Genomic DNA, 25,472 nt, shown 5'->3' on the forward strand with positions numbered 1-25,472 from the left:
CCCCGGTGCTGAGTGTGCCGCCGGGTTGCGGCAGCAGGGCGCGGCCCGCCAGCTGCGCCTGCAGCGCGGCGCGGCGCACACGGATGCCTGCCGTTGCCAGGTCGGGGTTGCGCGCAAGGGCCATGTCGATCCATGCATCCAGGCGCGGATCGCCGAAGGCGCGCCACCATGCCTCGGGCGCAGGCGCGGCCGCCGATGGCTGCGCATGCTCGAACTGTGCGGGCAGCGCCACCTGCGGCGCCTCGTAGGTTGTGCGCGTGATGGCGCCGCAGCCGGCCAGGGCCACTGCGCATGCCAGCACGCCGGTCTTCAGCATATGCATGTCAATCTCTCGATAGAGCCTGTACGGGGTCGAGGCGCGCAGCACTGCGCGCCGGCAGGAAGCCGAAGCCGATCCCGATGAGGGAGGAGCAGGCCACGGCCAGCACGATGGAGGCGGCCGAGAACGAGAGCTGGAAGCTGGAGCCCGACAGGCTCACTGCCAGGCCCAGGCCCAGCGCCAGAGAGACACCCAGGATGCCGCCCACGATGCAGACCAGCACGGCCTCGATCAGGAACTGCTGAAGGATGTCCGACTGGCGCGCGCCGATGGCCATGCGCACGCCGATCTCGCGCGTGCGCTCGGTCACCGACACCAGCATGATGTTCATCACGCCGATGCCGCCCACCAGCAGCGCAATCATGGCGATGGCCGAGACCAGCAGCGTCAGCGTGGTGCTGGTGCGCGTGATGGCCTGGCGGATCTGGTCGGAGTTCCAGATGAAGAAGTCCTTGGTGCCATGGCGCTCGGTCAGCAGGCTGGTGGCGGCCTTTTGCGCGATCTCGGCCGGCACCGCGTCCTTGATGCGCAGCGTGATGCTGTCCAGGTGGTACTTGCCGACCAGGCGCGTGGCGGCTGCGGTGTAGGGCACGAAGAAGGTGGGCGTGGAGCCGCCGAAGCTGTTTTGCGCAGGCCGGAGCACGCCGACGATTTCCACGGGCATCTGGCCCAGCAGCACGACCTCGCCCAGCGGGCTGGGGTTGGTGGGGAACAGGGCGGTGGCGGTCTTCTGGTCGATCACCGCCACCTGGGCGTGCAGGTCCACGTCGCGCTGGTCGAAGAAGCGGCCCGATGCCAGGCGCAGGCCGCGCACGCGAAAGTGCTCGAAGCCCACGCCCGTCACCTGGGCCGTGGCCGCGTTCTCGCGGTACAGCGCCGTGACGCCGACCGACACATTGGGCGTGGCGCTGTCCACGTAGGGCTGCTCGGCCAGGGCCTGGGCGTCGGCGGCGACCAGGGTCTCGATGGCGGCCGCGCGCGTGTCGCCGAAGTCCTTGCCGGGGAAGATGTCCAGCGTGTTCGTGCCCAGCTCGCTGATCTGGTTCATCACCTGCTGCTGCGCACCGCGCCCCAGCGCCACCACCGAGACCACGGCCGAGATGCCGATGATGATGCCCAGCATGGTCAGGAAGGTGCGCAGGCGGTGGGCGTTCATGGCGCGCAGGGCCATGCGCAGGGCCTCGCCAAAGCGGTCCGACAGTCCGCGCCAGGAGGCCCGGCGCGCGCCGGATGCCGGCTCCACGGGCGGCCTGGCTTCGTGCGGGGTGCTGCGCCGGTCGGCAATGATGGCGCCGTCGCTGATCTCGATCACGCGCGTGGCGTGGGCGGCGACGGCCATGTCGTGCGTGACCAGGATGATGGTGTGGCCGTCGGCATGCAGCTCCTGCAGGATGCGCATGACCTGCTCGCCGCTGGCCTTGTCCAGCGCGCCCGTGGGCTCGTCGGCCAGGATGACGGCGCCGCCGTTCATCAGCGCACGCGCAATGGACACGCGCTGCTGCTGCCCGCCCGACAGCTGGCCCGGCCGGTGCTGCATGCGGTCGGCCAGGCCCAGGCGTTCGAGCAGGGCGGCCGAGCGCGCATGCCGCTCGCCGGCCGGTGTGGCCGCGTAGACGGCGGGCAGCTCCACATTGCCCTGGGCCGTGAGGTCGGGCAGCAGGTGGTAGCGCTGGAAGATGAAGCCGAAGTGCTCGCGCCGCAGCGCGGCCAGCGCGTCGGGCCCCAGCTCGCTGGTCTCGCGGCCCGCGATGCGGTAGCTGCCCGAGGTCGGATGGTCCAGGCAGCCGAGGATGTTCATCAGCGTGGACTTGCCCGAGCCCGAGGCGCCGACGATGGCCACCATCTCGCCGGCCTCGATGGTCAGGTCTATGTCCTTGAGTACCGCCACCGTGGTGTCGCCCGCAGGAAACTCCCGGCGCAGGCCCTGCATCTGCAGCAATGCATGGTCCATGCTTACATTCCCATCGGGTCGCTGCCGGCCGGCTTGCCGCCGGGGCTGGCCTCGCCGATCACCACCTGCTCGCCGGGCTCCAGCCCCGACAGCACCTGGGCCTGGGCGTTGGTGCGCAGGCCCACGCGCACCTTGCGCTCGGTGACCTGGCCCTGGGCATCGCGCACGCGCACGCTGTAGTTGTCGTCGGCATCGCGGCTGCCCAGCGCGGCGGCCGGCATGAGCACGGCCTTGTCGGCCTGGGCCACGCGCACGGTGACCTGGGCGGTCATGGAGGGGCGCAGCTTGCCTTCCGGGTTGGGCACGTCGAATTGGGCGTTGTAGTAGATGGCCTTGGCGGCCTGGGCGCCGGTGGCGGTCGCTGCGCCAGCGGTGGCGTCTGTGGCGATGGAGGCGGGCGCAGGCTCTATGCGCTCGATCGTGGCGGTGTGGCGCTGGCGGCCGCTGCCCAGCGTGGTGAACCAGACCGTCTGGCCCAGCTGGATCTTGTCCACGTCGGCCTCGGCAATCTCGGCGCGAACGGTCATCACGTCGAGCTTGGCCAGCATGACGATGGTGGGCGTGGTCTGGAAGGAGTTCAGGGTCTGGCCCTGCTTGGTGACCACCGCCACGATCACGCCGTCCATGGGCGCGACGATGCGGGTGTAGCCCAGGTTGATGCGCTCGGTCTCCACCTGGGTGCGTGCCTGCTCTATCTGTGCCTGAAGGGCGCCGACATCGGCCAGCGCGGTGTCCAGCGCAGCCTTGGCGGCTTCATGGTCGGCGCGCGAGGTGGCGTCGGCCTGCAGCAGCTCCTGCTGGCGCTGGAAGGTCAGCCGGGCCTGCACCAGCGCCGCGCGCCGCGCGGCCAGCTGGGCCTGCAAGGCGGTGACGGATGCCTCGGCATTGCGCAGCTTGATGCGCTGCGGCTGGGCATCGACTTCGGCGATCAGCTCGCCGGCCTTGACCTTCTGGCCCAGCTCCACGTGCAGGCGCCGGACCTGGCCCGAGACCTGGGCGCCCACGGCCACCAGTTCCTTGGGGTGCAGCCGGCCCACGGCCAGCACGGTCTGCTCCAGGTCGCCGACGGTGACGGGTGCGGTTGCGAATTGGGTGGAGGGCTTGGCACTGGCCTTCCACCACACCAGGCCTGCGACCATGCATGCGCCTGCGACGGCGACCATGGCCCATTTGCGATTGAACTTCATTCTTCCCCTGCCGCGCGGTCGGCCGCAGGGGAGACAGTCCCTGCCCGGCGCCGCGCCAGATGCTCGAACTTACCAGTCTGGCGCGGTTCGATGTCCCGGCATTGACCAAGGCATGGAGATTCAGTGGAGAAAAGCGAGGAGAGGGAGCGGCCGGGCTGCCCCCTCGGCTCACCGCAAGTTCAGCGCAAGTTCAGCGCCAATATTGGCACTTGCTCTCGGCCTTGGTAGTCCAGACCTGCTCGGCCGGCAGCTTCTTGACCAGCTTGTAGTAGTCCCAGGTGCCCTTGGATTCGGCCGGGGATTTCACTTCCATCAGGTACATGTCGTGCACGTAGCGGCCGTCCTCGCGCAGGTAGCCGCTGCCGAAGAAGTCATCCATCTTCATGCCGCGCCAGGTGGCCATGACCTTGTCGGCATCCAGCGTGCCGGCCTTTTCCACGGCCTTGAGCCAGTTCATGGTGGCCGAGTAGTCGGCCGCATGGATTTCGCTGGGGCGGCGCTGGGTCTTGGCCATGAAGGCGTCGGCGAACTTGCGCGAGGCATCGTTCATGTCCCAGTACCAGCTGGTGGTGAACTGCATGCCCTGCGTGTTCTTCAGGCCCAGGCTGTGCACGTCGGTGAAGAACACCAGCAGGCCGGCCAGCTTCATGTCCTTGGTCACGCCGAACTCGCGCGCGGCCTTGATGGAGTTGATGGTGTCGCCACCCGCGTTGGCCAGGCCCAGGATCTGGGCCTTGGAGTTCTGCGCCTGCAGCATGAAGCTGGAGAAATCGCTGGCGTTCAGCGGCGTCTTGACCGAGCCCAGCACCTTGCCGCCACGCGCCTCGATGATCTTGGTGGTATCGGCCTCCAGCGCATGGCCGAAGGCATAGTCGGCGGTCACGAAGTACCAGCTCTTGCCTCCGGCCTCCACCACGGCAGCGCCCGTGCCCTTGGCCAGGGCCACGGTGTCGAAGGCGTAGTGCACGGTGTAGGGGCTGCACTGCTCGTTGGTCAGCGCCGAGCTGCCCGCGCCGTTGTCGATGAAGACCCGCTTTTTCTCCTGCGCCACCTTGGCCATGGACAGGGCCGTGGCCGAGTTCGTGCCGCCAAACACCAGGCTGATGCCCTGCGTGTCAATCCACTCGCGCGCCTTGCTGGCGGCAATGTCGGCCTTGTTCTGGTGGTCGGCCGTCAGCAGCTCGATGGGCTTGCCCAGCAGCTTGCCGCCGTAGTCGTCGATGGCCATCTGTATCGCCACGGCGCCGTTCTTGCCCTCGACATCGGCATAGAGACTGGACATGTCGGTGATGAAGCCGATCCGAACCTTGTCCTGCTGCGCCAGGGCCGGCGTTGCCAGTGCGGCGGCGCACAGTGCCAGGGCCAGCGGTGTCATCAGCGATGTCTTGGGGCGTTGCTGCATGAAGTCTCCTTGCTTTGGATGGAAAAAGCCCGCTGCTGTTGCGCAGGGGCCGGGGTGATTCCATGCTGGCAGGGACAGGGGCCTGCCGCATTGGGGCAAGCACGGGCTTGGTGGCCCCGGTGCGACAGTACAGCCGCTCATCCTTGCAACGTGGCCGGCCCGTTGATTGAGCGCCATGCGCTGCGCATCCCGGCCGTGGCTTGTGCGCGCGTCAGGACCTGCTTTTCCGTTCCTTGACCTGGGGATGAGAGAGCACTGATCTTGAATTAAATTGTCTAGAAAAACAATCAAAAATTCAGGTTTTGCTTAGAATAATGGACAAATGAAAGCGCCAGAAAAGTCCACCCTTCTTCAGCGCCAACTGCTTTTGCAGTTCGGTGACCGGCTCAAGCGTCTGCGCAAGGAGCAGGGGCTGGGCACGGTCGAGATGGCCTCGCGCGTAGGCATATCCCGCAGCACGCTCGCTGCAGTCGAGTCCGGCGATCCCGGGCCATCCATGGGCACGTACCTGCGAGTCATGTCGGAACTGGGCATAGGGGGAGAATTGGCATTGCTGGCGGGCGACGCCCTGCAGCCCGCGCCCGCAGGAACTGCCGCAGCCCGTTCGCGCCATGCCAGGCCCGTCGTACAGGTTCTGGTGCGTGCGCAGGATGCGCGCCATGAAGTGCAGGATCTGCAAAGCCTCGCATTGCATGAAGAAGCCGTGCGCCTTGTGCGATCTGACCCGGCATTGCTGCAGCAGGCACAGGACACGTTGGAGCGGTGGTTGAGCCAGGGGGATTCGCATTCCGCCAGCCTGTGGAGGCAGTGGCAGGATGTCTTGCAAAATGGCCGCTGGCGCACCATCCTGGCCCGCACGCGAAGGGCCCAGGAACTGCGCCAGGCCTCGCCCCTGACATCGGTGCTGCCCGAACAGGTGCGCCAGCAGGTACTGGCGCAGGTGGGGGATCTCAAGCGGGGCGTTGCATTGGGAGATACAGGGCGGGCCTATGAACCGAGAGGATCTTGAGCACATCATTCGTGCGAGCGGGGATGTGACGAATGAGTATGAATTCGTCATCGTGGGAAGCCAGGCAATCCTGGGCTCCATCCCGTATCCCGAGCCGGTTTTCAAGATGTCCGCAGAGGCGGACATCTATCCGCTCAACGCTCCGGATCTGGCGGACCGGATCGACGGATCCATTGGCGAAGGCTCTCGCTTCCACGAGTATGGCACTGATGGAGCATGGCCATGTACAGGTCGATGCGGCACTGAAACTGGCAAGCGGCATGCCGTTGGGTGATGACGGCAAACGGCAATTGCGGGCCCGGATTCAGCGCTGGTTCAAGGGGCTGAAAAAATAAAAAGCAGCCCGCAGGCTGCTTGTCGATTGCCGTGTCCGCGCGATCAGGCCGCAGGTCGCGCGGTGCGCACTGCGCTCTTGGGGCGGAAAGCCTTGCAGACGCTGTCGTCCGTTTCCAGATAGGGCCCGCCGATCAGGTCCACGCAATAGGGCACGGCCGCAAAGATGCCGTTGACCTTTTGCGTGCCATCGGGGTTCTTCAGACCTTCCAGGGTTTCGGCAATGGCCTTGGGCTGGCCCGGCAGGTTGATGATCAGGCTCTTGCCACGGATCACCGCCACCTGGCGCGACAGGATCGCCGTGGGCACAAAGGCCAGGCTGATCTGGCGCATCTGCTCGCCAAAGCCCGGCATTTCCTTGTCGGCCACGGCCAGCGTGGCTTCGGGCGTGACATCGCGCGGGGCGGGGCCGGTGCCGCCCGTGGTCAGCACCAGGCAGCAGCCGGCATCGACCAACTCGATCAGCGTGGCGCTGATGCCGGCCTGCTCGTCGGGGATCAGGCGCGGCTCGAACGTGATGGGGTTCCTGAGCGCGCGGGTGAGCCAGTCCTGCAGGGCCGGCAGGCCCTTGTCCTCATAGACGCCGCTGCTGGCACGGTCGCTGATCGAGACGATGCCGATGCGCACGGCGTCATGGACGGGCTCACTCATCGTCGGCTTCCTCGCCAGCGCCGTCACCGTCCTCGGCTGTCTCGCGGCCCGTGCCGCCCAACTGCTGGCGCACCAGCTGGAACAGATCGCGGTAGGCGCGGCCCTTGCGCTGGGCCAGGCCGGTGGATTCCTGCACATTGGCCTCATGGGCGCCCGGCATGTCCTTGCGGGCCTGGCGGATCAGGGCGCGCAGCTGCTGGGTGTCTGTGTCGGGGAAATGGTCCAGCCAGATGGACAGGGCCGATTCCTCGGCAATCAGGCGGTCGCGCCATTGCTCGGCGGCGTGCAGGGCCATCTTCTCGGCGGCCGATCCGTTGTGCTGCTCGTCCAGCGCGGCGCGCACGGCGGCGATCTCGGTCTCGTCCAGCTTGCGCATGAGCTTGCCGACGTACTGCATCTGGCGGCGCTTGCCTTCGAAATTGGTGATGCGCTTGGCCTCGGCCAGGGCATCGGCCAGCTGGTCGGGCAATTGCAGGCGCTTGAACAGGTCGGAGCGCAGCGTCAGCAAATCCTTGCCGAGGTCCTGCAAGGCGTCGGACTCGCGCTTGAGATCCGTCTTGCTGGAGTCGGGAGTGCCTTTGAGTTCGGCCTTGAGCTGCAGGTCGAGTTCGCTGCCTTCGGCAACGAAGTGACCTTTGACGTAGTAGCCTTTTTTGGGTTTGCGTGACATGGGGTAGGGGACAAATACAGTGGCGGCGCGGAGGGCGCTGCAGTGGCGGCTATCATAGCCGCCGCTATGAAAAAACCCCGTCCCCGCGCGGCAAGCACCGCCAAACCGCAGGCTGATTCCGGCTTCAGCTACAGCCAACCGTTTTTTGAAGACCTGGTGGACCGTGCCCTGGTCCACGCCAAGAAGCTCGGCGCCACCGACGCCGGAGCCGAGGCTTCCGAGGGCTGCGGCCTGAGCGTGAGTGTGCGCAAGGGGGCGCTGGAGACCGTGGAGCGCAACCGCGACAAGTCGCTGGGCGTGACCGTCTACCTGGGCAACCGCCGTGGCAACGCCAGCACCTCCGACTTCTCGGATGCCGCCATCCAGCAGACCGTGCAGGCCGCCTACGACATCGCGCGCTTCACGGCCGAGGACCCCATGGCCGGCCTGCCCGATGCGGCCGACATCGCCCCGCCCGGCACCCACCGTGACCTGCAGCTGTTCCACCCCTGGGAGCTGACCAGCGAGGCTGCGGCGCAGCTGGCGCTGCAGTGCGAAGAAGCTGCCCTGGGCACGCACAAGCGCATCACCAACAGCGAAGGCGCTGGCGTCTCGGCCCAGCAAAGCCATTTCTTCAGCGCCCATACCAATGGTTTCCGTGGCGGCTACGCCAGCTCGCGCCACAGCCTGTCGGTGGCGCCCATCGCATCGCTGCCCGGCCGCAATGGCGAGATGCAGCGCGATGCCTGGTACAGCTCCATGCGCAACGCGGCCGACCTGGCCTCGCCCGAGGCTGTGGGCCGCTACGCCGCCCAGCGCGCCCTGAGCCGCCTGGGCAGCCGCAAGATCCCGACCACCGAGTGCCCGGTGCTGTTCGAGTCCACGCTGGCCGCCGGCCTGCTGGGCAGCTTCGTGCAGGCCGTCAGCGGCGGCGCGCTGTACCGCCGCAGCACCTTCCTGCTCGACTCGCTGGGCAAGCCCGTCTTCCCCAAGCACATCGACATCACGGAAGATCCCTTCATCCTCGGCGGCAAGGGCAGCTCGCCCTTCGACGAGGAAGGCGTGCGCGTGCAGGCCCGCAAGGTGGTGGATGCCGGCCGCGTCGAGGGCTACTTCCTGTCCAGCTACTCGGCACGCAAGCTGGGCATGAAGACCACCGGCAATGCCGGCGGATCGCACAACCTGGTCATGACCTCGCGCCGCACCAAGGCCGGCGACGACCTGCCCGCCATGCTCAAGAGGCTGGGCACGGGCCTGTTCGTGATCGAACTCATGGGCCAGGGCGTGAACTACGTGACCGGCGACTACTCGCGCGGCGTCAGCGGCTTCTGGGTGGAAAACGGCGAAATCGCCTTCCCCGTGCATGAGATCACCATCGCCGGCAACCTCAAGGACATGCTCAAGGGCATCGAGGCCGTGGGCGCGGATGCCTACAACTACGGCGCCAAGACCGTGGGCTCTATCCTGATCAACCGCATGAAGGTGGCGGGCAGCTGAGCGCTGGTTCAGCTCAAAAATAAAGCGGCTTTTTGAAGCCGCTTTTTTGTGGATCTACACCACGCGCTGCCTCTGCACGCCCAGTCCCTCGATCCCCAGCTCCATCACATCGCCAGCCTTCAGATAGCGCGGCGGCTTCATGCCCATCCCGACTCCCGGGGGCGTGCCGGTGATGATGAGGTCGCCGGGCTCCAGCGTCATCACGCGGCTGCAGTGGCTGATGAGTTCGGCGCAGCCAAAGATCATGGTGCGCGTGCTGCCGCTCTGGCGGCGCTCCCCGTTCACATCCAGCCATAGCTGCAGGGCCTGCGGATCGGGCACTTCGTCGCGCGTGACCAGCCAGGGGCCGATGGGGCCGAAGCGGTCGAAACCCTTGCCCTTGCTCCACTGGCCACCGCTGCGGTCAATCTGGTATTCGCGCTCGGACACATCGTTGGCAAGGCAGTAGCCGGCCACATGCTCCAGCGCATCGGCCACGGACACATTGCGCGCGCGCTCGCCGATGACGATGCCCAGTTCCACCTCCCAGTCCATGCGCGTGCTGCCCTCGGGCAGGGGGATGTCGTCGTCGGGGCCGCAGGCGCAGCTGGGCCATTTGGCGAAGAGGATGGGCTCCTTGGGGATGGGCATGCCGGCTTCCTCGGCATGGTCGCGGTAGTTCAGGCCGATGGCGACGAACTTGGACATGCCGCTCCAGGGCATGCCGATGCGCACCGGGCCTTGCACCAGGGGCAGCCTGGCAGGGTCGATGGCGGCCAGGGCCCGCAGCGCCTCGCGGCCCAGCAGGCGGGGCGTGTAGTCGTCCAACAGGGCGGACACGTCGCGGATCTGGCCTTCGGCATCCAGCAGGCCGGGCTTTTCCTGGCCCTCGGGGCCGAATCTCAGCAGTTTCATGGAGTCTCCTCTGGAGTTCCTGGAGTGGGTCGCTCTGCCGTTTGCAGGTGCTGTTGAGCAGCTGCGGGTGCGCAAATGCCGGCGCCCATTGTGAGGAATGTCTCGCGAAGTCTGGGAATGACGGGGCCTTGTCGGTGCGCGGGATATCCATGCGCCCACTGCCTCCGATCACGACGGCTGGCAGCCCGATGCCTGCATGTCGGCAAGGCGCTGTCCTACCGGATGAACAGGGTTTGGGAAGGCGATGCGACTGATTCAAATTGTCAAATTTGTTCCTGAATGTGTTTATTCCGTGCCAGCAGTCTGGCCGGTTTGCTTAGGTGGTTCGAGGGAGAGCGACGTGGGTTTTCTGAGGCGTATGAAGTTGGGAACCATGCTGGGCATGGGTTTCCTTGCGGTGATCGTGGTCTGCGTGTGCGTGGCCGGCTTCGGCTGGATGAAGCTGCACGATCAGGGGGAGCAGTTGCGTGTTTTGGCCGAGGACCGCATGGGCAATCTGGCCCGGCTGCAATCGCTCAAGGACAACGCCAATGTGTCGGCGCGGGTGGTGCGCAATCTGGCGCTGATCACCGATACGGCGCAGATGGCCGAGGAGAGCCGCAGGCTGGATGAGGTGGTTGCCAGGAACGGCCTGGTCATGAAGGAGTTGGACCAGCGCCTGCAGACCGAGCAGGCGCGCCGGCTCTTTGCCGTCATACGGCAGGCGCGCGAGCCTTTCGTGGAGACCATGCGCCAGGCCGGGGACCTGGGCCTGGCCAACCAGGGCGATGCGGCCAGGGACCTGATCATGGGACGCCTGCGCGCCTTGCAGACGACCTATTTCGATGCGGTCGAGGCGCTGGTCTCCTACCAGAAGTCCCAGACACAGGCCACGGTGGACGGCTCCCTGCGCAGCGTGGCCGAAGACGGCGTGGCCATGCTGGTGCTGACGCTGCTGGCCGCCGCGCTGGGCTCTCTGGTGGCCTGGATGATCACCACGACGGTCAAGCAGCAGCTGGGCGGAGAGCCCTCCTATGCCGCCGGGGTGGCGCGCCAGATCGCGCAGGGCGATTTGTCCGTGCGGGTGCAACTGGCGCCCGGAGACACCTCCAGCCTGCTGCACGCCATGGAGGACATGCGTGCCGGCCTGGCGCGCGTGGTCGCCGATGTGCGGCAAAGCAGCGAATCCATCGCGACCGGCGCCAGCCAGATCGCATCGGGCAATGCCGACCTGAGCCAGCGCACGGAGGAGCAGGCCAGCAATCTGGAGCAGACCGCCGCCTCCATGGAGGAGATGAACGCCACCGTCAAGCTCAATGCCGATACGGTGCGTACCGCCACCCAGCTGGCCGCTTCGTCGAGCCAGGCCGCCACTGGCGGCGGCAAGATCGTGGACCGCGTTGTGGCCACCATGGAGCAGATCACCGCGAGTTCCCGGAAGATCGAGGACATCATCGGAGTGATCGACTCCATTGCCTTCCAGACCAACATCCTGGCGCTCAATGCCGCCGTGGAGGCAGCACGGGCGGGCGAGCAGGGGCGTGGCTTTGCCGTGGTGGCATCCGAAGTGCGCAGCCTGGCCCAGCGCAGCGCTGGGGCAGCCAAGGAGATCAAGGCCCTGATAGGCGAGAGCGTGTCCAAGGTGGATGAAGGCTCCGGTCTGGTGGGCGAGGCAGGTTCCGCGATGCAGGACATCGTCCGCCAGGCGCAGCAGGTGGCCGACCTGATCGGCGAGATAGGCGCAGCCACGGCCGAGCAGGCCGATGGTGTGGCGCAGGTGGGCGACGCCGTCGTACAGCTGGACCAGGTCACGCAGCAGAACGCCGCCCTGGTCGAAGAGTCGGCGGCGGCTGCTGCCAGCCTGAACGCGCAGGCTGCCAGGTTGGTCGATCTGGTCAGTCTGTTCAAGCTGGATGGGCTGTCCTCACCTGCCGATCAGGCTCCTGTCGCGAAGCCCGCCGTGGCCTCCGGCGTGCGTGGTCTGCCTTCAGGTGCCGACAGCTTGCCTCGCCAGTCCGGGGCGCAGGCCGCCATGCGGGGCGACAGCGGATCGACATCCACGGCAATGCGGGTGCCTGGCCCCCGCACTGCAGCCGAGCGCGCTGGTGAGAACTGGGAAGTGTTCTGACCCTGTGTTCATCGGGCCGCGTTGTAGTACCAGTGCAGCGGCTCGCAGTCCATGTCGGGACGGCCAGCCGCTGCATAGGCCTGTAGGCAACTCACATGGTTTTCAATGCGCGTCTTTTCCTCTTCGGACAATGTTCCCAATACCATGTTGGCCGAAAGCGCAGAACGGTAGAGCTTGAGCGCGTAGTTCATGTCCAGTGGAAGCTTTTCCTGAATATCGCCCTCTCGCTTTCTGACCATGGCGAGCATCTGCAATTTGACGTCCATGTATGCGGATAGCGTCTCCGGTCGTGGATAGCGGATCATGCTTTCCCCGAAATATTTGCTGGCTGAAGACCATGCCTTTCGCTGCTTTTCCTTCATCCCATGTTCGAACAGGCGTTTTGCCATCGTTTGATCGATGTGCTTGTGGGATCTCAACCAGTCGGATATGAAATCCGGATCGTTGATTTCCTGCCTGCTCAAGATATTGATATCGCTGTTTTCCTGCGCGTAGCATCCTTGCAAGAAGTATGTGCTAGCGAACAACAACGACATTGCCAACTGTTTTTTCATCACCACTCCTGCACAGCACAAGATATTGATAGAGCTGGGTCCAATCGGTCGGATGCACTGTGATACAGCCATTGCTGACACCGCCCGGATGAAGATATCTGTCGTTCTTTCCAATCACGGAATTTCCCTGGCCCAGGTAGAACCAGTTTTTCGCATAGGCTGACTGTTGCAGATATATGGCGCCCAGATGATGGGGGAAATCAGGAAGCTGAATGGGATGGGTTCCTGGCCTGATGGGGTTGCCCTCGTCGGTGAAGGCCCTGGCTCGTCCTGTCGCATAGGTCAGGATGGATCTGCTCAAGCTGAACTGCATGCTCGCAGCCGGTCTGTATGCGGGAGGCTGTGTCTTGAGATAGCCAGCCTTCACGGAAAACCTGTTACCTCTTTCCACCCCCTCCTTGACAATGAAGTGGTCGCGCCCATTCGAGGATGACTCCATCTCGGTGGCAATATACTCGGGCAACGCAATGATGATCCCCGAAGGCTCGCGCCTGACATTGAGCCAGCCATCCGTTCCTGCACTGGTATATTTTCTTTCCGCCATTGCCCCTTCTAGGATTTGAAGCGTCCGCAGACATCGTTGTGAGATGCCGATTGTGTGCGGATTGCCATTCAGTTGGAGGAGGAAATGAAGGGGGATGAAAATTTTCAGAATGATCCTAGGATATATGAGTCACGGTGATTTGAGGGTGGAATGCCGTGGTGCCCATGGCCCGCCACTCCATGGGTCGAGAGTGGCGGGTTTCAATGTCTCATGCAGCCGGCTGGGGCGGTGTCTGCTGCGCCGGCTGCCCCGGTGCATGGGCCGGCATGTTGCGCACATGCAGGTCCAGCTGCGGGAAGGCCACGGCAATGCCAGCGTCCTTGAGCCGGTCGTTGACGCGGCGGTTGAGGTCGTGGCGCACGGGCAGGCGGTCTTCGACCTTGCCCACGTAGGCGCGCAGCTCGAAGCGCTGGCCGTTGCCTTCCAGCGCCATGAACCAGCAGTTGGGCTCGGGCTCGCGCAGCACCTGGGGGTGCTCCCTGGCAATGTCCAGCAGCATGTCGCGCACCTGCTCGGGGTCGTTGCCGTGGGCCACGGGCACGTCGATCACCAGGCGGGTCACGTCGTCGCTCAAGGTCCAGTTCGTCACCTGGCCGGTGATGAAGGTCTTGTTGGGGATGACGATTTCCTTGTTGTCGAAGTCCAGCACCGTGGTGGCCCGCGTGCGGATGCGCGTGACGGTGCCGGTGAGGGTGTCGATGGTGATGACATCGCCCACGCGGAAGGGCCGCTCCACCAGCAGGATCAGGCCCGAGACGAAGTTGGCGAAGATCTCCTGCAGGCCGAAGCCCAGGCCCACGGTGAGCGCCGCCACCATCCACTGCAGCTGGCCCCAGCGCAGGCCCAGCAGCGTGAAGGCGCTGACCGTGCCCGCGATGGTGATGGCGTAGCGCGCCAGCGTGGCCAGGGTGTAGCGCGCGGAGCTGCTGATGCGGTTGGAGGCCGACAGCGTCACTTCCAGCAGGCCCGGCAGGTTGCGTGCAAAGCTGAAGGTCAGCAGCAGGATCATCACGCCCAGCAGCGCATCCATCAGGCTCACGGGGGCGGCATGCGCGATGCCGTCGGCGCCGGTGTTGGTGGTGTACCAGAGCACCACGCCTTCGGAGCGCAGCAGCGCAGGCAGCACGGGCAGCCAGGCGTAGACCAGGGTCAGCACGACCAGCACCTGCTGCAGCAGGCCCAGCAGCCGGTGCGCCTGGGCGCCCACGGTGACCAGGGCCATCTGGGTGGCTTCGTCGGTGGGGGCCTTGCCGGTGTCCACTCCCGAGCCGCTCTGGGCCAGTCTGGCGGCTTCGCGCAGCCGGTTCAGCGCCAGGCGCCGCTCGCCCAGCAGCAGCCAGCGCCGCAGCAGGTTGACCACGACCTCGACCGCGCCCAGGAACACGAAGCTGGCCATCAGGGCCTGGATGACTTCGGTGGCCGTGTAGACATAGCCGAGCACGATGCCCACGGCCAGCGCGCTGAGCATGAGCATCAGCACCACGCTGACGATCTGGCCCCAGTGGATGCCGGGCCGCTTTTGCTGCATGACACGGCGAAAGTACAGCCAGGCCATCCAGGCCAGCCCCAGCGACAGCATGAGGATGGAGATGCGCCCCCAGGTGCTGATGGCGTGGTTGTCATGGCTGTAGAAGGCCAGGCCGCCCAGCAGTTCGGCAGGCACGATCAGCCAGGCGGCGCGGCGCACCATCTGGCGCAGCATCTGCACGCGAGCAGCCGGCCAGCCGAAGTGGGCCAGTGCCAGCCCGCCCGGGCAGAACAGGGCGTTGAGCAAGGTGGCCACGAAGATGAAGTCGCTGAGCTGGACCAGGGTGGCGCCCAGCGGCTCCAGCGCCGTGCCCACGGTTTCGGGGCCTTGCAGCAGGCTGCCCAGCGCCGCGGCCGCAAAGCTCCAGGGCAGGGTGTAGAGCAGGCTCCAGCCCAGCGCCAGCAGGCTCAGCCCGAAGTGGTCGCGCATGAAGTCGCCCACGCGCACGGCGATGGACTGCAGCTGGCGCAGCGCGTAGCGGCGCAGGCCCAGCAGCAGGGCCACGATCAGGCCGACGGCGCCAAAGGCCCAGGGATCGTTCCAGATGCTGGCGGCCAGGGCGCGCGCGGTTTTCCAGGGCGAGCTGCTGCCTTCGATGTCCTGCTCCAGCGCCTGCCACTCGCTGAGCCAGGTACGGTCCATGGGGCGGTGGCTGGGGAACCACAGCAGCTCCTTGTCCAGCACCTGGCGCAACTCATTGCCGCTGCGCAGGGCCGCGCGCAGTGCGTCGTCGGTCTGCTCCAGCACGGCGATGCGGCGCAGCAACACCGGTTGCAGCTGATCGGTGAGCGCCACCTGCCGTGCCAGCAAAGCGGTCTGCTGGGCCGATACCGTGGCGTTGGCGGCCGGCTCCGGTGCCGCCACGCCGCCTGCATCCGCAGCGTCGGCCGGGGCCTGTGCCGCCGTGTCCGCGCCGGGGTTCTGGCGCCATTTGCTGGAGTTGAACAGCATCAGCCGCAGCTCGGCCAGCTGGCGCTGCACGGCCCGGTGCCTGGCCTGCATGGTGCTGCCGGAGGACAGCTCCACGCGCTGCTGCCACAGCCACTGGCCCACGGCCGCGCTGCCACCGCCCAGCCGCAGGCGTGCCTGGGTGTCGCGCAGCGTGGCGCTCAACTGGTCACGCACATATTCGTCATTGGCCAGGGTCTTGCGCTCCTGCGCCAGTTCATTGGAGTTCTTGAGGATCTGCGCGGCCAGCGCAGCATTGCGCTGGGCCAGGTCGCGTATGGCGGGATCGGCGGCGGAAGCGTGCTGGGCGGCCAGCTCCATCTCCTGCACCTGCTGCTCCAGTTGCTGGCGGCTGCGCTCGGCAATGCGCTGGGTCAGCCAGGCGGCGCGCGGCATGCGCTCCAGCAGCTCGCGGCGCTGGGCCTGCAGCTGGGCGGCCAGCAGGCGCTGGCGGGCTTCGATGGTGGACTGCTCTTCCTGGCGCAGCGCCAGCTCCAGCAGGGCGCGGCGGTGCTCTGCGCTGCGCCTTGCCTGGCGTGCCTGGGTGAGGTCGGGGGCTTCGCCGGGCTCGGCGGTCACGGGCTCGGCGTTTTCCTGCGCGCGTTGTTGGAGGATGGACAGATCGATGCGCCCCGGGCCGGGCTGCGAGACCAGGTTGGCCTGGTCGGCCGCGGATTTCTCGATGCCGGCCTTGAGGGCGGCAATGGCATCGCGCTCATCGGCCAGCAGGCGTTCCAGCACTTCCTGGCTGGCGTTGGCGGGAACGCGTTCCTTCCAGCGATCGAACAGGCTGCCCAGCTGCTCGTCGCTCAGCGGCGCGGGCAGGGCCGGCACGGGCGTGCGTGCCCTGGCGCGCATGCGGTCCAGTTCCTGGGCCAGCGCATCGGCTTCCTTTGTGGCCGAGGCGGCGGCATCGAGCTGGGTCTGAATGGCGTTGCTTCGTTCCTTGTCGGACGCGGAGCCACCGCCCAGGGTGCCCTGCAAGGCACCCAAAGGGCCTGCTGCCGGTGCGGCCTTGGCCAGGCCCGGGGTCAGCAGGCCCAGCAGCAGGCACAGGGCCCACAGCAGGTGCATCGGCGTGACGGCAGCCAGTTTGCGCGATGGGCGACCGGCGGCAAGTAGGGGGTTGTCGGCAGGAGACATCGGTTCTGAATTCGGGCCTGTGCCGCTGTGTGAGTGCGGACTATCATTTGTCAAAAGTGGGAGCATGAGGCGCTGTATTCACGGGCCTTGCTGCAGGCCCGGCTGGCTCAAGCCCCTGTCCCGGCGCCGCAAAAAGCGGGGTAGTCCAGGAACCTGACATTGTGACCTCGCGCGCAATGCAGACATGTGGGACGTATGAGCTATTCAAAGCGGATGCAAGGTGCTACAACAGTTCCACACGGTAGCGAATGCCTTGCAACTTCGCGGCACTGTTCGCCCTCGGGTGCCGCCGGGAGAGGTCGTATGGATGTCATCAGCAACTCGGCTGCACGTTACGTTCGCCTTCGCGAAGAAGAGATGTCGCTGGACGAATTTCTCGCCCTGTGCCAGCGCGATCCCATGGCCTACGAGGGCGCCGCCCAGCGCATGCTGGCGGCCATAGGCGAACCCGAAATGGTGGACACGCGCAATGATCCGCGCCTGTCGCGGCTGTTTGCCAACAAGGTCATCCGGCGCTATCCGGCCTTCGCCGAGTTCTACGGCATGGAAGACTCCATCGAGCAGGTGGTGAGCTTCTTCCGCCATGCGGCCCAGGGCCTGGAAGAGCGCAAGCAGATCCTCTATCTGCTGGGCCCCGTGGGCGGTGGCAAGAGCTCCATCGCCGAGCGCCTCAAATACCTGATGCAGAAGGTGCCGTTCTACGCGCTCAAGGGCTCGCCCGTGAACGAGTCGCCGCTGGGCCTGTTCGACCCCGTGGAGGACGGGCCGCTGCTGGAGGAGCAGTTCGGCATTCCCCGGCGCTGCCTCAACCATGTGCTGTCGCCCTGGGCCGTCAAGCGCCTGGAGGAGCTGGGCGGCGACATCCGCCAGTTCCGCGTGGTCAAGCGCTATCCCAGCATCTCCAGGCAGGTGGGCATTGCCAAGACCGAGCCCGGCGACGAGAACAACCAGGACATCTCCAGCCTGGTGGGCAAGGTGGACATCCGCAAGCTGGAGAACTTTGCCCAGGACGACACCGACGCCTACAGCTACTCGGGCGGCCTGTGCCTGGCCAACCAGGGCCTGCTGGAGTTCGTGGAGATGTTCAAGGCGCCCATCAAGGTGCTGCACCCGCTGCTGACGGCCACGCAGGAGAGCAACTACAAGGGAACGGAGGGTTTTGGCGCCATTCCCTTCGACGGCATGGTGCTGGCCCACAGCAACGAGAGCGAGTGGAAGGCCTTCCGCAACAACCGCAACAACGAGGCCTTCCTGGACCGCGTCTACATCGTCAAGGTGCCTTATTGCCTGCGCGTGTCGGAGGAGGTGCGCATCTACGAGAAGCTGATCCGCGAGTCCTCCCTGGCCAGCGCCGTGTGCGCGCCCGGCACACTCAAGATGATGGCCCAGTTCGCCGTGCTCACGCGGCTGAAGGAGCCCGAGAACTCCAGCATCTTCAGCAAGATGCAGGTCTATGACGGCGAGAGCCTCAAGGACACGGACCCGCGCGCCAAGAGCTTCCAGGAGTACCGCGACTATGCGGGCGTGGACGAGGGCATGTCGGGCATCTCCACGCGCTTCGCGTTCAAGATCCTGTCCAAGGTCTTCAACTACGACAGTACCGAGGTGGCGGCCAATCCGGTGCACCTGATGTATGTGCTGGAGCAGCAGATCGAGCGCGAGCAGTTCCCTGCCGAGCTGGAGACCAAGTACACCAGCTACATCAAGGAATACCTGTCGCCGCACTATGCCGAGTTCATCGGCAAGGAAATCCAGACGGCCTATCTGGAGAGCTACAGCGAGTACGGCCAGAACATCTTCGACCGCTACGTCACCTACGCCGACTACTGGATACAGGACAGCGAGTACCGCGACAACGATACCGGCGAGGCCTTCGACCGCAACGCGCTCAACGCCGAGATGGAGAAGGTCGAGAAGCCCGCGGGCATCGCCAATGCCAAGGACTTCCGCAACGAGATCGTCAACTTTGTGCTGCGCGCGCGGGCCAACAACCAGGGCAAGAACCCCAGCTGGACCAGCTACGAGAAGCTGCGCGTGGTGATCGAGAAGAAGATGTTCTCCAATACCGAGGAGCTGCTGCCCGTGATCAGCTTCAACGCCAAGGCCAGTGCCGAGGATGCCCGCAAGCACGAGGACTTTGTCACCCGCATGGAGGCCAAGGGCTATACGTCCAAGCAGGTGCGCCTGCTGTGCGAGTGGTATCTGCGCGTTCGCAAGAGCAACTGACGGGTGGGTGCGCCGCCTTTCGGCGCGCCCGGGCTGGGGGGAACAGATGGCATTGCAAATCATCGATCGCAGGCTGGCCGGCAAGAACAAGTCGGTGGGCAACCGCGAGCGCTTCGTGCGCCGCTACAAGGCGCAGATCGCCGAGGCGGTGCGCCGCGCGGTGGACAAGCGCGGCATCCGCCACATGGAGGAGTCCGAGAGCGTCTCCATCCCGCGCAAGGACATCCGCGAGCCCGTGTTCCACCATGGGCAGGGCGGCGTCCATGACACGGTGCACCCGGGCAACACCGAGCATGTGCGCGGCGACCGCATTGCCCGGCCGCAGGGCGGCGCAGGCGGCGGCGGCTCCCAGGCCAGCGACAGCGGCGAGGGCGAGGACGACTTCACCTTCACCCTGACCAAGGAAGAGTTCATGGAACTGTTCTTTGAAGACCTGGCCCTGCCGCGCCTGCTGCGCACCCACATCGGCAACACCATGCAGTACAAGACGCGCCGCGCCGGCTACAGCCATGACGGCACGCCGCACAACCTGGCCCTGCTGCGCACCATGCGCGGCGCCCTGGGCCGGCGCATTGCGCTGACCAAGGCGCCGCACCGCGAACTCAAGGCACTGGAGGAGCAACTGCAAGCGCTGCTGGCGCAGGACGATGGCACCAGCGAGGCGGCGGCCGAGCTGCAGCAGCGCATCGATGCGCTGAAGCTGCGCATGGGCACGGTGGCCTTTCTCGACCCCATCGACCTGCGGTTTCGCAACCGCACGCGCGTGCCTGCGCCCATCAGCCAGGCCGTGATGTTCTGCGTGATGGATGTGTCCGGCTCCATGGACCAGGACCGCAAGGACCTGGCCAAGCGCTTCTTCATCCTGCTGTACCTGTTCCTGACGCGGCACTACGAGAAGATCGACATCGTCTTCATCCGCCACCACACGCAGGCGGCCGAGGTCAGCGAGGACGAGTTCTTCCACTCCCAGGAAAGCGGCGGCACGGTGGTCAGCAGTGCGCTGGTGCTGCTGGACCAGATCATCCGCGCGCGCTACCCGTCCGGGGACTGGAACATCTACGTGGCCCAGGCCAGCGATGGCGACAACTTCGGCGACGACGGCTCCAACTGCCGCAACCTGCTGGTCGACAAGATCCTGCCGCTGGTGCGCTACTTCGCCTATGTGCAGGTGGTGCAGGAAGAGCAGAGCCTGTGGCAGGAGTACAGCCAGGTGCTGCCGCTGTTCTCGCACTTCGCCATGCGCAAGGTGTCGGACGCCAGCGAGATCTACCCCGTGTTCCGCGACCTGTTCAAGAAAGAGGGGGTATCGGTATGAACCTCTCTCACTATCCCGTGCTGGCGCCCCGCCATGCCACGCCGCAGTGGAAATCCCATCTGGCCAGCGAACGGGCCCAGCGCATCGTGCCCTCCGCGCCGCTGCCGGCGGGGGAGCGGCCGGCCGAGCCTCTGCCCGATCCCAGCGACTGGACCTTCGAGCTGATCGAACGCTATCACGCAGCGATTGCGGCCGCCGCCGAACGCTACGGCCTGGACACCTATCCCAACCAGCTGGAAGTGATCTCGGCCGAGCAGATGATGGACGCCTACGCCAGCGTGGGCATGCCCGTGGGCTACCGCCACTGGAGCTACGGCAAGGAATACATGGCGACGGAGCGGCGCTACCGGCGCGGCCACATGGGCCTGGCCTACGAGATCGTCATCAACTCCAATCCCTGCATCAGCTATCTGATGGAGGAGAACACCACGGCCATGCAGGCCCTGGTGATCGCCCATGCGGCGTACGGCCACAACAGCTTCTTCAAGAACAACTACCTGTTCGGCATGTGGACGGATGCCGGCAGCATCATCGACTACCTGGTCTATGCGCGCGACTTCATCTCCCAGTGCGAGGAGCGCCACGGCCTGACGACGGTGGAGCAATGGCTGGACTCCTGCCATGCCCTGTCCAACCTGGGCGTGGACCGCTACCGCCGCCCCTCCAAGAAAAGCCTGGCGCGCGAGCGTGCCGAGCGCGAGCAGCGCGAGGCCTATGCCCAGCAGCAGGTCAACGAGCTGTGGCGCACCCTGCCGGCCCGCCCGGGCAAGGACAGCGCGGCGCAGCACAGCGAGCGCTTTCCCAAGGAGCCCGAGGAAAACCTGCTGTACTTCATCGAGAAGAACGCCCCGCTGCTGGAGCCCTGGCAGCGCGAGATCGTGCGCATCGTGCGCAAGATCGCCCAGTACTTCTACCCGCAGCGCCAGACCCAGGTGATGAACGAGGGCTGGGCCACGTTCTGGCACTACACCCTGCTCAACACCCTGTACGACGAAGGCTGGCTGACCGACGGCGTGATGATCGAATGGCTGTCCTCCCACACCAACGTCATCTACCAGCCGCCCGCCGGTCACCGCGCCTACAGCGGCATCAATCCCTATGCGCTGGGCTTTGCCATGTACCGCGACATCCGCCGCATCTGCCAGGACCCCACCGAGGAAGACCGCCGCTGGTTCCCCGACCTGGCCGGCACGCCCTGGCTGCCGGCGCTGCACCATGCCATGCAGAACTTCAAGGACGAGAGCTTTGTCGGCCAGTACCTGAGCCCACAGCTGATGCGCGACATGCGCCTGTTCGCCATCCATGACGACGCCAGCGAACGCGAGCTGCTGGTCAGCGCCATCCATGACGACGACGGCTACCGCACCCTGCGCCAGACGCTGTCGCAGCAATACGACCTGGGCGCGCGCGAGCCCAATATCCAGGTCTGGAACGTCAATCTGCGCGGCGACCGCTGCCTCACCCTGCGCCACACCCGCTACCAGGGCCGGCCGCTGTCCGACGATGCGCTGGAAGTGCTCAAGCACGCAGCGCGCCTGTGGGGCTTTGGCGTGCAGCTGGAAAGCGTCAACGGCGATGGCGACGCGCCCGTGCTGCTGCACTCGGTGCCCGCTCCACCGGCCTGATCCTCCTGCCTGAGCCAGCCAGGCCCTAGCGCAGCGTTCCCACGTACTTGCGGTTTTCCGCACGCTGGCGCATCAGCTCGCCGGCGCGCTGCATGAGCGGCGAGCGCTCGGCGGGGCCGGCCAGCGCGGCATTCCAGGCCGCTTCGAAGCGATGGGTCCATTCCACCAGCTCGGGCGTGTTGCGCGCCCCTTCCTGCTCCCGGGCGAAGCGGATGATTTCGGCGGCGTACTCGGCATTGGCCGCCAGCCATTCGGTATCGGTCACGCGGCCGCAGCTTCTGCGCAGCAGCACATGCAGGTGCGCGGCGATGGCCAGGAGTTCGCTTTCGGGCATGTAGTGGCACTCCTTCGGTTTGACGATCATCGGGCGCCGGGCCGCTTCGCGGCTCGGCCGTTCATCCACTCAGGCGTTCGCGGTGCAGCGCCAGGTCCAGGCCCTGCAGTTCGCTTTCCTCATCCACGCGCAGGCCGATCAGCATGTCCAGCAACCACAGCAGCACGGCCGTGGCCACCAGCGTGAACAAGGCCACGGCCAGCACGCTCACGGCCTGGGTGAGCACGCTGGCCTGCACGCCGCCGATCTGCGGACTGGCAAACACGCCGGTCAGCAGCGATCCCACGATGCCGCCCACGCCATGCACGCCAAACACATCCAGCGAATCGTCCGCGCCCAGCAGCCGCTTGAGGCCCGTGGCGCCCCAGTAGCAGGCGACACCGGCGATCAGGCCAATGCACAGCGCCGACAGCGGCGTCACGAAACCGGCTGCCGGCGTGATCGCCACCAGGCCGCCGACCAGCCCCGAGCACAGCCCCAGCAGCGTGGCCTTGCCGCGCACCACATACTCGGCCAGCGACCAGGCCAGGGCGCCCGCGCTGGCGGCAATGTGGGTGACGGCCAGCGCCAGCGCCGCGCGGCTGTCCCCGGCCAGCGATGAGCCGGCGTTGAAGCCGAACCAGCCCATCCACAGCAGGGCCGCGCCCATCATGGTCAGGGCCAGGTTGTAGGGCTCGAAGGGCTCGTGCCCGTAGCCGCGGCGCGGCCGCAGGAACCAGGCGCAGACCAGCCCGGCCACGCCCGCGTTCACATGCACCACGGTGCCCCCGGCAAAGTCCAGCGCGCCCATGCGCGCCAGCCAGCCGCCCGGCTCCCACACCCAGTGCGCCACCGGTGCATAGACCAGCAGGCTCCACAAGCCCACGAAGATCAGCATGGCACCGAAGCGCATGCGCTCCACCCAGGCGCCCACCAGCAAGGCGGCGGTGATCACGGCAAAGGCCAGCTGGAACATCGCATAGGCTGCTTCGGGCACATGCGGCGCCAGGTGGCTCACGGCCACCAGGCCCTTGGCGGCGTTGAAATCCAGCCCCGCGAACCAGGCGCGCGAATCACCGCCTATCCACGCATTGCCGGACGTGAAGGCCAGCGAATAGCCCAGTGCGAACCACAGAATGCTGACCAGGCAGGCAATCGCCACCACGCTGGCCATGGTGTTGAGCACGTTCTTGCGGCGCACCATGCCCGCATAGAACAGCGCAATGCCGGGCAGCGTCATCAGCAGCACCAGCACCGTGGCCGTCATCAGCCAGACCGTGTCCACGGCGCTGAGGGATTCCACTGCCACCAGCGACGGCCGCGTGATCGCCTGCTCGGCCGCCTGCGCCGTCTGCGCCACACCCAGGACCGCGACCCATCCTCCCGCCACCAATGTTCTCAATGCCCGTGCGCACCTGTGCATGCAATGACTCCCTTGTTTGTTGTGGTCATGGGGCCGTCTGCCGTTGCCGCCATGGCTGCATTGGCCGGCCTGCAGCGGCCTTGCACAAGTCGTGCCAGCGCAGACGGGGCCCTTGGGGGCCGTGCGATGAAGCCGGAACACCAAAACGGGAAAACCGCGAGTCAAAACAGGGCAGCCGGGCGGGCGGTGCACCATCGGCGTGCGGTGGTGCAGCTCTTAAACTGCCGGCATGAATCGAAGAAATCTGATGTGCGCCGCGCTGCTCGCCTGTCTGTCACAGGCGGCGCTGGCGGCTGCCGAACTGCAGGACAGGCCCGAATGGGCCCGCTTTTTTGCCGATGCCAAGGTCGATGGCAGCATCGTCGTGGTCGATGCCAGAGGCCAGGCCGAAGCCGTCTACGTCCACAACCGTGACCGCGTGGCGCGGCGCTACTCGCCCGCTTCCACCTTCAAGATCCCGCACAGCCTGTTCGCGCTGGACGCCGGGCTGGTGCGGGATGAATTCCAGCGCATTGCCTGGGATGGCGTGAAGCGCCAGTTGCCGGCCTGGAATGCCGATCAGGACCTGCGCTCGGCCATGCGCAACTCCACCGTCTGGGTGTACGAACGCTTTGCCGGGGAACTGGGCAGCGCGCGCGAGGCTGCCTACATGCGCAAGATCGACTACGGCAATGCGCTGGCCACGGGCGAGCAGCCGTTCTGGGTGGAAGGCGACCTGGCCATCTCGGCGCTGGAGCAGGTGGCCTTCCTGCAGCGGCTGTACCGCAATCGGCTGCCATTGCCGGTGGAGCACCAGCGGCTGGTGAAGGACGTGATGATCAACGAGGCCGGCGCCGACTGGATACTGCGCGCCAAAACCGGCTGGACGGGCCGTATCGGCTGGTGGGTGGGCTGGGTGGAATGGCCTGCCGGCCCCGTGTTCTTCGCCATGAACATGGACACGCCCCACCGGCTGGCCGACCTGCCCAAGCGCCAGGCCATCACGCGCGACATCCTGCGCTCCATCAACGCGTTGCCCAAGGCGCCGTAGCGCGCGGGACAAGGTCCATGCGTCAGCCCATCAGCCCATCAGCCCGTCAGCCCATCAGGCCTGGAGGCCGCTTGTCGGCCTTGCGCTCCACGGGGTTGGCGGTGAGCCAGTTGGAGGGGTACTGGCGCATGAACTCGCGCGCCTTTTCCACGCGCGCGTTGAGCCAGGCGTCGTAGGCGCCTTCGTTGAGAATCGCCGGCATGCGCTTTTCCGCGCCGGGCTGCTGGTAGCGGTGCAGCAGCGCATGGCTGTTGGCGTTGACCGTGAGCAGGGCGTAGCTCAGCAGCACTTCGCCATCCGGGCCCGTCCACTGCGCCCACACGCCGGCCACGCCCATGGGCTTGCCGTCGATGCGCGAGATGCGCGTGGGCAGGGCCTTGCCGTTGCGGTAGTCATCCTCGAAAAAGGCGGCCATGGGCACGATGCAGCGCTGGCCATTGAGCCAGGCATCGCGGAAGGCCTGGGCCGTGGAGACGGTCTCCGAACGCGCATTCACCAGCTTGAGCGCGCGCAGCCGTCCATCGGAGGCCGACTTCACCCAGTGCGGCACCAGGCCCCATTGGGCGGCAACCAGCTCGCGTGCGGGCGGTGCCGCAGGCGCGGGCGGTGTGTCGGAAGCGGAGGGTTCTTGCTGTTCGGTGGCGGCATCCGCGGCCACGGCGACGCTGCGGATGAAAAAGCCGGACTTGCGCGGTGTCATGTTGCGCTCGCTGGCGGCAGGCGCCTCCACGCCGAAGGCGTCGCGGTAGGCGTCGGCTTGCGACAGGGATTCGTAGTGGGTACTCATGCGCGGATGGTACCTGCGTGCCAGCGCAAAGTCGGGC

Annotated in this window: 21 protein-coding genes; 8 read left to right on the top strand and 13 right to left on the bottom strand. The window is 66.3% G+C overall.

Annotated features, from left to right (window positions below):
* From L995_RS05230 to L995_RS05245, 4 genes are all read right to left on the bottom strand, one after another.
* A partial coding sequence (locus L995_RS05230) for a TolC family protein (protein ID WP_047469848.1) occupies nt 1–322 on the bottom strand: 322 nt, incomplete at its 3' end.
* Between the two features lies 1 nt (nt 323).
* Entirely contained in the window at nt 324–2,270 is a 1,947-nt protein-coding gene (locus L995_RS05235) for a MacB family efflux pump subunit (protein WP_047469851.1), read from the bottom strand.
* Between the two features lie 2 nt (nt 2,271–2,272).
* The gene (locus L995_RS05240) at nt 2,273–3,457 is read right to left on the bottom strand and encodes an efflux RND transporter periplasmic adaptor subunit (protein ID WP_016449657.1); all 1,185 of its coding nucleotides are present in this window, start codon (nt 3,455–3,457) and stop codon (nt 2,273–2,275) included.
* 190 nt (nt 3,458–3,647) lie between these two features.
* Entirely contained in the window at nt 3,648–4,859 is a 1,212-nt protein-coding gene (locus L995_RS05245) for an ABC transporter substrate-binding protein (RefSeq protein ID WP_016449656.1), read from the bottom strand.
* Between the two features lie 322 nt (nt 4,860–5,181).
* Between L995_RS05245 and L995_RS05250 the strand changes: the two genes are divergently transcribed.
* Together L995_RS05250 and L995_RS31755 are read left to right on the top strand one after the other, a co-directional pair.
* Nucleotides 5,182–5,868, top strand: coding sequence for a helix-turn-helix transcriptional regulator (locus L995_RS05250; RefSeq protein WP_047469853.1), 687 nt, complete (start codon nt 5,182–5,184; stop codon nt 5,866–5,868).
* Nucleotides 5,849–6,142 (top strand): hypothetical protein, encoded by a 294-nt coding sequence (locus L995_RS31755; protein ID WP_082001488.1) that lies wholly within the window; start codon nt 5,849–5,851, stop codon nt 6,140–6,142. Before L995_RS05250 ends, L995_RS31755 begins: the two co-directional genes overlap by 20 nt.
* A gap of 104 nt (nt 6,143–6,246) precedes the next feature.
* On the opposite strand, the gene mog is transcribed toward L995_RS31755, so the two are convergent.
* Complete coding sequence (mog, locus tag L995_RS05260; RefSeq protein WP_016449653.1) at nt 6,247–6,852, bottom strand: molybdopterin adenylyltransferase; 606 nt, start codon at nt 6,850–6,852, stop codon at nt 6,247–6,249.
* Nucleotides 6,845–7,522, bottom strand: a complete 678-nt coding sequence (gene yjgA, locus L995_RS05265) for a ribosome biogenesis factor YjgA (protein ID WP_016449652.1) — start codon at nt 7,520–7,522, stop codon at nt 6,845–6,847. The genes mog and yjgA overlap by 8 nt, the downstream gene beginning before the upstream one ends.
* Nucleotides 7,523–7,588: 66 nt before the next feature.
* Between yjgA and pmbA the strand changes: the two genes are divergently transcribed.
* Nucleotides 7,589–8,998, top strand: coding sequence for a metalloprotease PmbA (gene pmbA / locus L995_RS05270; RefSeq protein WP_047469855.1), 1,410 nt, complete (start codon nt 7,589–7,591; stop codon nt 8,996–8,998).
* 54 nt (nt 8,999–9,052) lie between these two features.
* Here the strand turns inward: pmbA and L995_RS05275 are convergent, their stop codons facing one another.
* Entirely contained in the window at nt 9,053–9,892 is an 840-nt protein-coding gene (locus L995_RS05275) for a fumarylacetoacetate hydrolase family protein (protein WP_047469858.1), read from the bottom strand.
* 358 nt (nt 9,893–10,250) lie between these two features.
* Here L995_RS05275 and L995_RS05280 point away from each other — a divergent pair, with 358 nt between their 5' ends.
* Entirely contained in the window at nt 10,251–11,999 is a 1,749-nt protein-coding gene (locus tag L995_RS05280) for a methyl-accepting chemotaxis protein (protein ID WP_082001489.1), read from the top strand.
* Between the two features lie 8 nt (nt 12,000–12,007).
* Here L995_RS05280 and L995_RS05285 read toward each other — a convergent pair whose 3' ends face one another.
* The 3 genes from L995_RS05285 to L995_RS05290 form a co-directional block, all read right to left on the bottom strand.
* Complete coding sequence (locus tag L995_RS05285; protein ID WP_047469861.1) at nt 12,008–12,553, bottom strand: hypothetical protein; 546 nt, start codon at nt 12,551–12,553, stop codon at nt 12,008–12,010.
* On the bottom strand, nt 12,516–13,097 hold the full coding sequence (locus L995_RS32785; RefSeq protein WP_156135990.1) for a hypothetical protein: 582 nt from the start codon (nt 13,095–13,097) through the stop codon (nt 12,516–12,518). The genes L995_RS05285 and L995_RS32785 overlap by 38 nt, the downstream gene beginning before the upstream one ends.
* A gap of 208 nt (nt 13,098–13,305) precedes the next feature.
* The gene (locus L995_RS05290; RefSeq protein ID WP_047469864.1) at nt 13,306–16,647 is read right to left on the bottom strand and encodes a mechanosensitive ion channel domain-containing protein; all 3,342 of its coding nucleotides are present in this window, start codon (nt 16,645–16,647) and stop codon (nt 13,306–13,308) included.
* Nucleotides 16,648–17,019: 372 nt separating this feature from the next.
* On the opposite strand from L995_RS05290, the gene L995_RS05295 reads away from it, so the two are divergent.
* Genes L995_RS05295 through L995_RS05305 form a run of 3 tightly spaced genes read left to right on the top strand, consistent with a single transcriptional unit; the run spans nt 17,020 to nt 21,882 of the window.
* On the top strand, nt 17,020–18,942 hold the full coding sequence (locus L995_RS05295) for a PrkA family serine protein kinase (RefSeq protein WP_016449756.1): 1,923 nt from the start codon (nt 17,020–17,022) through the stop codon (nt 18,940–18,942).
* Between the two features lie 46 nt (nt 18,943–18,988).
* On the top strand, nt 18,989–20,257 hold the full coding sequence (locus L995_RS05300) for a YeaH/YhbH family protein (RefSeq protein ID WP_016449755.1): 1,269 nt from the start codon (nt 18,989–18,991) through the stop codon (nt 20,255–20,257).
* Nucleotides 20,254–21,882, top strand: a complete 1,629-nt coding sequence (locus L995_RS05305) for a SpoVR family protein (protein ID WP_047469867.1) — start codon at nt 20,254–20,256, stop codon at nt 21,880–21,882. Before L995_RS05300 ends, L995_RS05305 begins: the two co-directional genes overlap by 4 nt.
* Nucleotides 21,883–21,907: 25 nt before the next feature.
* Here L995_RS05305 and L995_RS05310 read toward each other — a convergent pair whose 3' ends face one another.
* Nucleotides 21,908–22,216, bottom strand: a complete 309-nt coding sequence (locus L995_RS05310) for a hypothetical protein (protein ID WP_047469896.1) — start codon at nt 22,214–22,216, stop codon at nt 21,908–21,910.
* A gap of 61 nt (nt 22,217–22,277) precedes the next feature.
* Entirely contained in the window at nt 22,278–23,618 is a 1,341-nt protein-coding gene (locus L995_RS05315) for an ammonium transporter (RefSeq protein ID WP_047469870.1), read from the bottom strand.
* Nucleotides 23,619–23,847: 229 nt separating this feature from the next.
* Between L995_RS05315 and blaOXA the strand changes: the two genes are divergently transcribed.
* Nucleotides 23,848–24,648 (top strand): class D beta-lactamase, encoded by an 801-nt coding sequence (blaOXA, locus tag L995_RS05320; protein WP_269431519.1) that lies wholly within the window; start codon nt 23,848–23,850, stop codon nt 24,646–24,648.
* Between the two features lie 46 nt (nt 24,649–24,694).
* Here the strand turns inward: blaOXA and L995_RS05325 are convergent, their stop codons facing one another.
* Entirely contained in the window at nt 24,695–25,435 is a 741-nt protein-coding gene (locus L995_RS05325; RefSeq protein ID WP_034399783.1) for an SOS response-associated peptidase, read from the bottom strand.
* Nucleotides 25,436–25,472 lie beyond the last annotated feature (37 nt).

Source organism: Delftia sp. ZNC0008 (assembly GCF_000799035.1).
GTDB lineage: Bacteria > Pseudomonadota > Gammaproteobacteria > Burkholderiales > Burkholderiaceae_C > Comamonas > Comamonas tsuruhatensis.